The sequence below is a fragment of the Nocardioides sp. genome, from assembly GCF_035429765.1.
Taxonomy (GTDB): domain Bacteria; phylum Actinomycetota; class Actinomycetes; order Propionibacteriales; family Nocardioidaceae; genus Nocardioides.
This window is the reverse complement of the sequence record NZ_DAOMFK010000136.1, coordinates 1-8,296: the sequence shown is the minus strand read 5'-3', so window position 1 is coordinate 8,296 and position 8,296 is coordinate 1. Positions and strand designations below refer to the sequence as shown.

8 protein-coding genes are annotated in these 8,296 nt (G+C 71.3%); 4 read left to right on the top strand and 4 right to left on the bottom strand.

What is annotated here, in order from left to right; all coding sequences use genetic code 11:
* Positions 1 to 1,302, bottom strand: a 1,302-nt coding sequence (locus PLP61_RS12200; RefSeq protein ID WP_502889045.1) for an excinuclease ABC subunit UvrA, incomplete at its 3' end; no start/stop codon positions are given.
* 740 nt (positions 1,303 to 2,042) lie between these two features.
* On the opposite strand from PLP61_RS12200, the gene PLP61_RS12195 reads away from it, so the two are divergent.
* From PLP61_RS12195 to PLP61_RS12180, 4 genes are all read left to right on the top strand, one after another.
* Positions 2,043 to 2,444, top strand: coding sequence for a CAP domain-containing protein (locus PLP61_RS12195; protein ID WP_324502993.1), 402 nt, complete (start codon positions 2,043 to 2,045; stop codon positions 2,442 to 2,444).
* A 72-nt stretch (positions 2,445 to 2,516) separates the two neighbouring features.
* Positions 2,517 to 4,043, top strand: coding sequence for a helix-turn-helix domain-containing protein (locus PLP61_RS12190; protein ID WP_324502992.1), 1,527 nt, complete (start codon positions 2,517 to 2,519; stop codon positions 4,041 to 4,043).
* Between the two features lie 91 nt (positions 4,044 to 4,134).
* On the top strand, positions 4,135 to 5,523 hold the full coding sequence (locus PLP61_RS12185; protein WP_324502991.1) for an MFS transporter: 1,389 nt from the start codon (positions 4,135 to 4,137) through the stop codon (positions 5,521 to 5,523).
* A 173-nt stretch (positions 5,524 to 5,696) separates the two neighbouring features.
* Positions 5,697 to 6,083, top strand: coding sequence for an RNA polymerase-binding protein RbpA (locus tag PLP61_RS12180; protein ID WP_324502990.1), 387 nt, complete (start codon positions 5,697 to 5,699; stop codon positions 6,081 to 6,083).
* A gap of 11 nt (positions 6,084 to 6,094) precedes the next feature.
* Here PLP61_RS12180 and PLP61_RS12175 read toward each other — a convergent pair whose 3' ends face one another.
* The 3 genes from PLP61_RS12175 to lnt all read right to left on the bottom strand — a co-directional run.
* Positions 6,095 to 6,559 (bottom strand): FxsA family protein, encoded by a 465-nt coding sequence (locus PLP61_RS12175; protein ID WP_324502989.1) that lies wholly within the window; start codon positions 6,557 to 6,559, stop codon positions 6,095 to 6,097.
* On the bottom strand, positions 6,556 to 7,284 hold the full coding sequence (locus tag PLP61_RS12170) for a polyprenol monophosphomannose synthase (RefSeq protein WP_324502988.1): 729 nt from the start codon (positions 7,282 to 7,284) through the stop codon (positions 6,556 to 6,558). The genes PLP61_RS12175 and PLP61_RS12170 overlap by 4 nt, the downstream gene beginning before the upstream one ends.
* An 11-nt stretch (positions 7,285 to 7,295) precedes the next feature.
* Positions 7,296 to 8,296 (bottom strand): apolipoprotein N-acyltransferase (lnt, locus tag PLP61_RS12165; protein ID WP_324502987.1); only part of this gene is annotated, 1,001 nt, incomplete at its 5' end.

The window sequence follows — 8,296 nt, the reverse complement described above, 5'->3', positions numbered from 1 at the left end:
CACCTCGGGCTTGTGCTCCACCACCAGCACCGTGTTCCCCTTGTCCCGCAGCTGGCGCAGGAGGTCGTTCATCCGCTGGATGTCGTGCGGGTGCAGCCCCACGGTGGGCTCGTCGAAGACGTAGGTGACGTCGGTGAGCGAGGAGCCGAGATGGCGGATCATCTTGGTGCGCTGCGCCTCGCCCCCCGAGAGCGTGGCCGAGGGCCGGTCGAGCGACAGGTAGCCCAGCCCGATCGCGACGAACGAGTCGAGCAGGTGCTGGAGGCCGGCGAGGAGCGGTGCCGCCGACGGCTCGTCCAGCCCGCGGACCCACTCGGCCAGGTCGCTGACCTGCAGCGCGCAGACCTCCGCGATGTTCTTCCCGGCGACCCTCGAGGACAGCGCCTCCCGGGTGAGCCGGGTGCCGCGGCAGTCGGGGCAGGTCGCGAACGTGACCGCCCGGTCCACGAACGCGCGCACGTGGGGCTGCATCGCCTCCCGGTCCTTCGACAGCATCGACTTCTGGATCCTGGGGATCAGGCCCTCGTAGGTGAGGTTGATGCCGTCCACCTTGATCTTGGTCGGCTGCCGGTAGAGCAGGTCGTGCAGCTCCCGCTTGGTGTAGCGCGCGATCGGCTTGTCCGGGTCGAAGTAGCCGCAGCCCCGGAAGATCCGGCCGTACCAGCCGTCCATGCTGTAGCCGGGGATGGTGAGCGCGCCCTCGTTGAGCGACCGGGAGGCGTCGTACAGCGCGGAGAGGTCGACGTCGCTGACCGAGCCCAGCCCCTCGCACCTGGGGCACATGCCGCCCAGGCGGGTGAAGGTCGCCTTCTCGGTCCTGGTGCGCGCGCCGCGCTCCACGGTGATGGCGCCGCTCGCCCGGACGGAGGGCAGGTTGAAGGAGAAGGCGGTGGGTGGCCCCAGGTGCGGCCGGCCCAGCCGGCTGAACAGGATCCGCAGCATGGCGTGGGCGTCGGTGACGGTGCCGACGGTGGAGCGGGGGTTGGCCCCGATCCGCTCCTGGTCGACGATGATGGCGGTGGTCAGCCCGTCGAGGAGGTCGACGTCGGGCCGGGCCAGGGTCGGCATGAACCCCTGCACGAAGGCGCTGTAGGTCTCGTTGATCAGCCGCTGGGACTCGGCGGCGATCGTGGAGAACACCAGCGAGCTCTTCCCGGACCCGGACACGCCGGTGAACACCGTCAGCCGCCGCTTGGGGATCTCCACGTCGAGGTTCTTGAGGTTGTTCACCCGGGCGCCGTGCACGCGGATCAGGTCGTGGCTGTCCGCCGCCGCCCTGGCCGGACCCCCGTCGTAGCGCACCCGCAGCGGCCAGGCGGAGGCGAACCACGGCGCCAGGTGCGCGCGCAGCACCGGGTCGAGCTCGGCACGGTCGGCCCGCACCCAGGAGCGCGCCTCGGCGTCCGCGCGTCCCGAGTGGTCCGGCTTGAGGTAGACGCAGCCCACCACCACCGCGTCGTCCGTGTCCGGCACGGTCGGGTCCAGCACGGTCCAGGCGAAGTCCAGCCGATGCAGGTGGTGGTCGCGGTGGGTCCGGAGGTCCGCGTGGTTCTCCTCGAGCGTGTAGACCCGTTCCGGCCAGCCGTCGGGCCGGAAGCCCGGCGTGGCGTGGATGTGCGCGATCGAGGACGACCACGCCGCCAGGTCGCTCCGGTTGTGCTCCGGACCGAGCACCTCGAACCGGAACCGCGGGTGCGGGGGCGGCACGGGAACCTCGAACTCCGTAGGCACCAGGGGCACGGATCCTCCTCGCGCAGGGTGGCCCCTACCGTAGCCTCGTCGCCATGACCCGCGGACTCTCGGGAACCCTGGCGGTCGTTCTCCTCCTGGCCGCCTGGTGGGTGGCGCCCTCCGGCCCTGCGGGCGCGACACCCGGCGTACCGCCCTCCGACCCGGCGACCGGGCGGCTGGGCGTCGCCGCGTCCGGGGCCTGCCGGCAGCCGGCACCCCTGCCCCGAACCACCCCACCGATTGTTCTGAAACGACAGGAGTTGGGCCCGAAATCCTGTCGATTGGGTCCAAACGACAGGTCTTCCCGGCCGGTGGCCCGCGCGACCACGTCCCGCCGGGTGGCGCTCAAGCCGGCGCTGCGGAAGGTCCTGGTCCGGGTCAACGCGGCCCGGGCCCGGCACGACCTGGCGGCGCTGACGGTCAGCCGCTGCCTCACCCGCAGGTTCGCCCAGCCCTGGGCCGAGCACATGGCGCAGACCGAGACGATGGTCCACCAGGACCTCGCGCCCATGTTCACCCGGTGCTCGGGGCTGCGCACCGTCGGCGAGAACATCGCCGCCGGGTACCGGTCGGCGGCGGCGGTCGTGCGCGCCTGGCTGAACTCCCCCGGCCACCGCGCCAACATCCTCAACCCCGACTTCACCAGGATCGGGCTCGGCCTGGCGGCCAGTGCAGGTGGCACCCGCTACTGGGTGCAGGACTTCGGGGGCTGACCCCCCTCCCCTCCCCCACGCCGCGCCCCGCGGAGAGTGGACTTATCTCATATCTGATATAGCGTGATCGGCATGAGCGAGGACTACAAGAGCCGTATCGGCAAGCTCATCCGCGACGCACGCCAGCACCGCGGTCTCACCCAGCTCCAGCTCGCCGACCTGCTGGCCACCAGCCAGAGCGCGATCAACCGGATCGAGAAGGGCCACCAGAACCTCTCCTTGGAGATGCTGGCCCGGATCGGCGCCGCGCTGGACTCCGAGATCGTCGCCGTCGGCGCCGGCCCCACCCACCTGCGCGTGACGGGCCCCACCCGGCTCTCCGGCAGCATCGACGTGAAGACCTCGAAGAACGCCGGGGTCGCGCTGCTGTGCGCGTCCCTGCTGAACCGGGGGCGCACCACGCTGCGCAAGGTGGCCCGGATCGAGGAGGTCAACCGGCTTCTGGAGGTGCTGCACAGCCTGGGCGTCCACACCCGCTGGCTCAACAGCGACAACGACCTGGAGATCGTGCCACCCCGCGAGCTGGACCTCGACCACATCGACGAGGAGGCCGCCCGGCGGACCCGTTCGGTGATCATGTTCCTCGGCCCGCTGATGCACCGGGCGGACGTCTTCGAGCTGCCGTACGCCGGAGGCTGCAACCTGGGTACCCGCACGGTGCAGCCGCACATGGCGGCGCTGCGGCCGTTCGGGCTGGAGGTCAAGGCCACCGACGGCAGCTACCACGCCACCGTGAACCGGGCCATCGAGCCGGAGCGCCCGATCGTGCTCACCGAGCGGGGCGACACCGTCACCGAGAACGCGCTGATGGCCGCCGCGCTGCACCCCGGCACCACGATCATCCGCAACGCCTCGTCCAACTACATGGTGCAGGACCTCTGCTTCTTCCTGCAGAAGCTCGGCGTGGGGGTCGAGGGCATCGGCACCACCACCCTCGCGGTCACCGGCTGCCCGGAGATCGACGTCGACGTCGACTACGCCCCGAGCGAGGACCCGATCGAGGCGATGTCGCTGCTCACGGCGGCCATCGTCACCGGCTCCTCGATCACCATCCAGCGGGTGCCCATCGAGTTCCTCGAGATCGAGCTGGCGCTGCTGGAGGAGATGGGCTTCAAGTACTCCCGCTCCGAGGAGTACCTCGCCCTCAACGGCCGGACCCGCCTGGTCGACCTGACCACCCGCACCTCGCAGCTGCACGCCCCGCTGGACAAGGTCCACCCGATGCCGTTCCCGGGGCTCAACATCGACAACCTGCCGTTCTTCGCCGCGATCGCCGCGGTGGCCGACGGCCAGACCCTGCTTCACGACTGGGTCTACGAGAACCGGGCCATCTACCTGGTCGAGCTCAACAAGCTCGGCGGCCACGTCAAGCTGCTGGACCCGCACCGGGTGATGATCGAGGGGCCCACGCACTGGTCGGGCGCCGAGATCGTCTGCCCCCCGGCGCTGCGCCCCGCGGTGGTGATCCTGCTGGCCATGCTCGCCTCGAAGGGCACCTCGGTCCTGCGCTCGACCTACGTCATCCACCGCGGCTACGAGGACCTCGCCGAGCGGCTCAACGAGCTGGGCGCCAACATCGAGCCCTTCCGGGACATCTGACGCCGCTCCCCGCGGGTCGTGGGTGCCGGCCGGGCCGGCAGGGGGCCATACTCGTCCCCGGGCTCACCAGGAGCCACATGACGGAGGAGACATGAGCAACCCCGGAGGCGTCGCCGAGCTCCAGCCCGTGTGGGACTCGATGAAGCGCGAGCAGCGCGCCTGGTACTGGTACGACTGGGCCAACTCCGCCTACGTGACCACGATCGCGACGGTGCTGCTCTCGCCGTACCTGATCTCGGTGGCCGAGCGGGACGCCTGCGGACAGGTGAGCGACGACACGTTCAAGTGCCGTGAGCACCTCAGCGTGCTGGGCCTGTCGGTCTCCCCCGGCTCCCTGGTGTTCTACGTGATCACGGTGTCCACGATCGTCTCCGCGCTGCTGCTGCCGGTCGTGGGCGCCGCCGCCGACCGCTCCGCCCGCAAGAAGTCGATCATGGCCGGCTTCGCCTGGGCCGGCAGCCTCGCCGCCTGCGGCCTGTTCCTGGTCACCGGCACCAACTGGCAGCTCGGCATCGTGCTGCTGTTCATCGCCAACATCTGCCTCGGGGCCTCCCTGGTGGTCTACGACGCGATCCTGTGCCAGATCGCGCTCCCCGACGACCGGGACAGGGTCTCCTCGCGGGGCTGGGCGCTGGGCTACCTCGGTGGCGGGCTGCTGCTGGCGATCAACCTCGGCGTGGTGATGGGTCACGACGCGCTCGGCCTGAGCACCTCCATGGCGGTCCGGGTGAGCATGCTCTCGGCCGGTGTGTGGTGGGCCGTGTTCACGATCATCCCCTACCTCGGCATCCGCAACCGCGAGCCGGTCGCGGTGGCGCGTGAGCCCGGCGGACTGGTCCGCCAGAGCTTCGGGCAGCTGTGGACCACCCTGAAGGACATGCGCCGCTACCCGGCCACGCTCACCTTCCTGGTCGCCTACCTCTTCTACAACGACGGCATCCAGACCGTGATCGCCTCCTCCTCCACGTTCGGGGAGAAGCAGCTGGGCTTCGAGACCACGGTCTTGATCGGCACCATCCTGCTGGTCCAGTTCGTCGCGTTCGGCGGCGCGCTCCTGTTCGGCCGGCTGGCGCGGACCATCGGCACCCACAAGGTCATCCTGGGCGGCCTGGTGGTCTGGATGCTGGTCGTCGTGGTGGCCTACTTCGTGCCCGCGCACAACGTCCCGATCTTCCTCGCCCTGGCCGTGGGGATCGGCCTGGTGATGGGCGGCACCCAGGCCCTCTCGCGCTCCTTCTTCAGCCAGCTCATCCCGCGCGGCCGGGAGGCGGAGTACTTCTCCCTCTACCAGGCCGGCGAGCGCGGCACCAGCTGGCTGGGCACCCTGCTGTTCGGCCTGGTCCACCAGTGGACCGACTCCTACCGCCCGGCGATCTTCGCGCTGATCGTCTTCTTCCTCGTCGGCATCCTGCTGCTCGCCCGGGTGGACCCGCGCCGCGGCATCGAGGAAGCCGGGAACGTCGTCCCGCGCGTGGTGTGAGCCGGCCGGTCCGGGGGACGTGGCGCACGTCACCTCCGTCCGGATTCGGGAATCTTGGAAGTCCCCTCTACCGTTGAAAGACATACCGGTGCCCGGGCGTGCGCCGCGTCATGGTATCGGGTCCCGTTCGTCCCATGTGCGACGGCGGGCGAAACTTCAACGGGAGGTGGCTCATGGCAGAGCGCACACTGCGGGGCGCACGGCTGGGCGGCCAGAGCTTCGAGGACGAGCGCGGCATCGAGTTCGCCGCTCGCCAGCAGATCGGGTACCGCTGCCCCCAGGGCCACGCGTTCGAGATCACCATGTCCATCGAGGCCGACGTCCCGGCGGTGTGGGAGTGCCCCCGCTGCGGCGCGGAGGCGCTGAGCACCTCCGGCATCGAGCGTGAGGTGAAGGTCGAGAAGCCGGCCCGCACGCACTGGGACATGCTCCTGGAGCGGCGCAGCGAGAAGGAGCTCGAGGACATCCTCAAGGAGCGGCTGGAGCTGCTCCGCGGCGGAGAGATCGGCCCCGCCCACCTGCACCGCGCCAACGCGAAGAAGCGCCGCGCGTCGGCCTGACCGACCGCGGGCTACTCGTCGACGACCTCGCCCCGGACCACGGGTCCCTGCGACCCGGATCCGGGGCGCGCCGCGTCCTGGGGCAGGCCGCCGACCAGCAGCCGTCGGGTGACCACCTGGGTCAGCACCCGGCGCATGAACGGCCGGGTGAACGGCAGGATGAGCGCCATCCCGAACAGGTCGGTGACGAAGCCGGGCGCCAGCATCAGCGTCCCCCCGACCAGGATCAGAGCCCCGTCCGCCAGCTCCCGGGCAGGCATCCGTCCACTCGCGAGCGCCTCGTTCAGCCCCACCCAGGCCCGGCCGCCCTCGCGGCGGATCAGCCACGCGCCCAGCACCGAGTCGGCGACCAGCAGCAGGATCGTCCACCACACCCCGATCACCTGGCCCACCTGGACCAGCACGTAGATCTCCAGCAGAGGGACCACGAGGAACGCGAGCACCAGGGCCCACGCGGAGTACCTGCGCCGACTCACCGCGACCGCCTCCGCAGCCTCCCGTGCAGCTGGTCACGCCGCTCGCGCAGCCCCCAGACGGTGATCCGTCGCAGCGACTCGCCGGCCACCTGGCCGCTCATCTTCGAGTCCCCCCGCACCCGCTCGACGAACTCGATGGGCACCTCGCGCACCCGCAGGCCGGCCTGCACGGTGCGGTAGGTCAGGTCGGTCTGGAAGACGTACCCGGTGGACTGCACCTCCGCCAGGTCGATCTTCTCCAGCGTGGTGCGCCGGAACAGCCGGTACCCGGCGGTCGCGTCGTGGACCCCCATGCCCAGGAGCAGCCGGACGTAGAGGTTGCCGCCGCGGGACAGCGCCTCCCGGAAGCGGGACCAGTTCACCACGGTGCCGCCGGGCACCCAGCGGGCGCCGATCACCAGGTCGGCGTCCCGGAGCGCCTCGAGCAGCAGGGGCAGCTGCTCGGGCTGGTGGGAGCCGTCGGCGTCCATCTCGCCGATCACGTCGTAGCCGGCGTCCAGGGCCACCTGGAAGCCCGCCAGGTACGCCGCTCCCAGGCCTTCCTTGCCCTGCCGGTGCAGCACCCGGACCCGGCTGTCGGCGGCGGCCAGGTCGTCGGCGATCGCGCCGGTCCCGTCCGGGGAGGAGTCGTCGACCACCAGCACGTCGACCTCGGGGACCGCCTCGCGCAGTCGCGCGACGATCCAGGCGAGGTTGGCCGCCTCGTTGTAGGTCGGGACGACCATCACGACGCGACCTAGGCCGTCGATGCCCACGCGCGGGTTCCCTTCTGGCTGGACGTGCGGAGGCGACGATACGGGATCCAGGCCAGCAGCACGCCCGCAGCGGTGGCCGCGACGGCGGCGCGCCCCAGCCAGGGCCCCAGACGGACGCCGGGGGTCACCTCGTCCGAGAGAGGGAGTGTCCGCACCAGCACCGCCTGGGTGCGTGGGCTCGCCGTCTCGAGCACCGTGCCGTCCGGCGCGATCAGGCCGCTCAGGCCGTTGGTGGCCGCGACCGCCACCGCGCGGTGGGTCTCGATCGCCCGCAGCCGCGTGATCGCGAACTGCTGCTCGATCTGGTCGGTGTGGATGAAGGTCGCGTTGCTGGTCTGCACCACCAGCAGCTGTCCCCCGTGCTCCACCTGGTCGCGGATCCCGTCGTCGTAGGCCACGTCGAAGCAGATGGCGTCGGCGACCCGCACGCCGGCGATCTGCAGCGGCTCCGCCCGGGTACCGCTGGCCATGTCGCGGGAGATCACCGCGAGCCGACCGAAGTTGCCCTGGAACAGCGAGCGCCAGGGGATGTACTCACCGAACGGCACCGGGTGCCGCTTGGTGTACCGGTCCCCGCCCCCCAGCCCGGGCTCCCAGACGATCCCCTGGTTGAGCACCTCGTCGGCCGCGGGCGCGTCGGCGATGCCACCGACCAGGATGGGCAGCCCGATGGCGTCGGAGGCGGCGGTCACGTCCGCGTTCACCCCAGGGTCGCGGAACGGGTCGACGGCGGTGGAGTTCTCCGGCCACACCACGAAGTCCGGTCGGGGCACCCGGCCCGCCGCCACGTCGCGGGCCAGCTGCTCGGTGGCGTCGCGGTGGTTGCGGGTGACCTGCCGGTGGTCGAGCAGGATGTCCGAGCCGTCGCCGGGCACGTTGCCCTGCACCGTGGCCACGGTCACCGAGCCGGCGCTGGGCGCGGTGTACGGCGCCGCGCTGGGCAGCCAGGCCAGCACCGCGAGCCCGGCGAGCACCCCGACCG

Excerpts from the sequence above, each read along its gene's own strand:
- PLP61_RS12185 (WP_324502991.1), top strand. The coding sequence starts at position 4,135 with ATGAGCAACCCCGGAGGCGTCGCCGAGCTCCAGCCCGTGTGGGACTCG.
- PLP61_RS12190 (WP_324502992.1), top strand. The coding sequence starts at position 2,517 with ATGAGCGAGGACTACAAGAGCCGTATCGGCAAGCTCATCCGCGACGCA.
- PLP61_RS12180 (WP_324502990.1), top strand. The coding sequence starts at position 5,697 with ATGGCAGAGCGCACACTGCGGGGCGCACGGCTGGGCGGCCAGAGCTTC.
- PLP61_RS12170 (WP_324502988.1), bottom strand. The coding sequence starts at position 7,284 with ATGGTCGTCCCGACCTACAACGAGGCGGCCAACCTCGCCTGGATCGTC.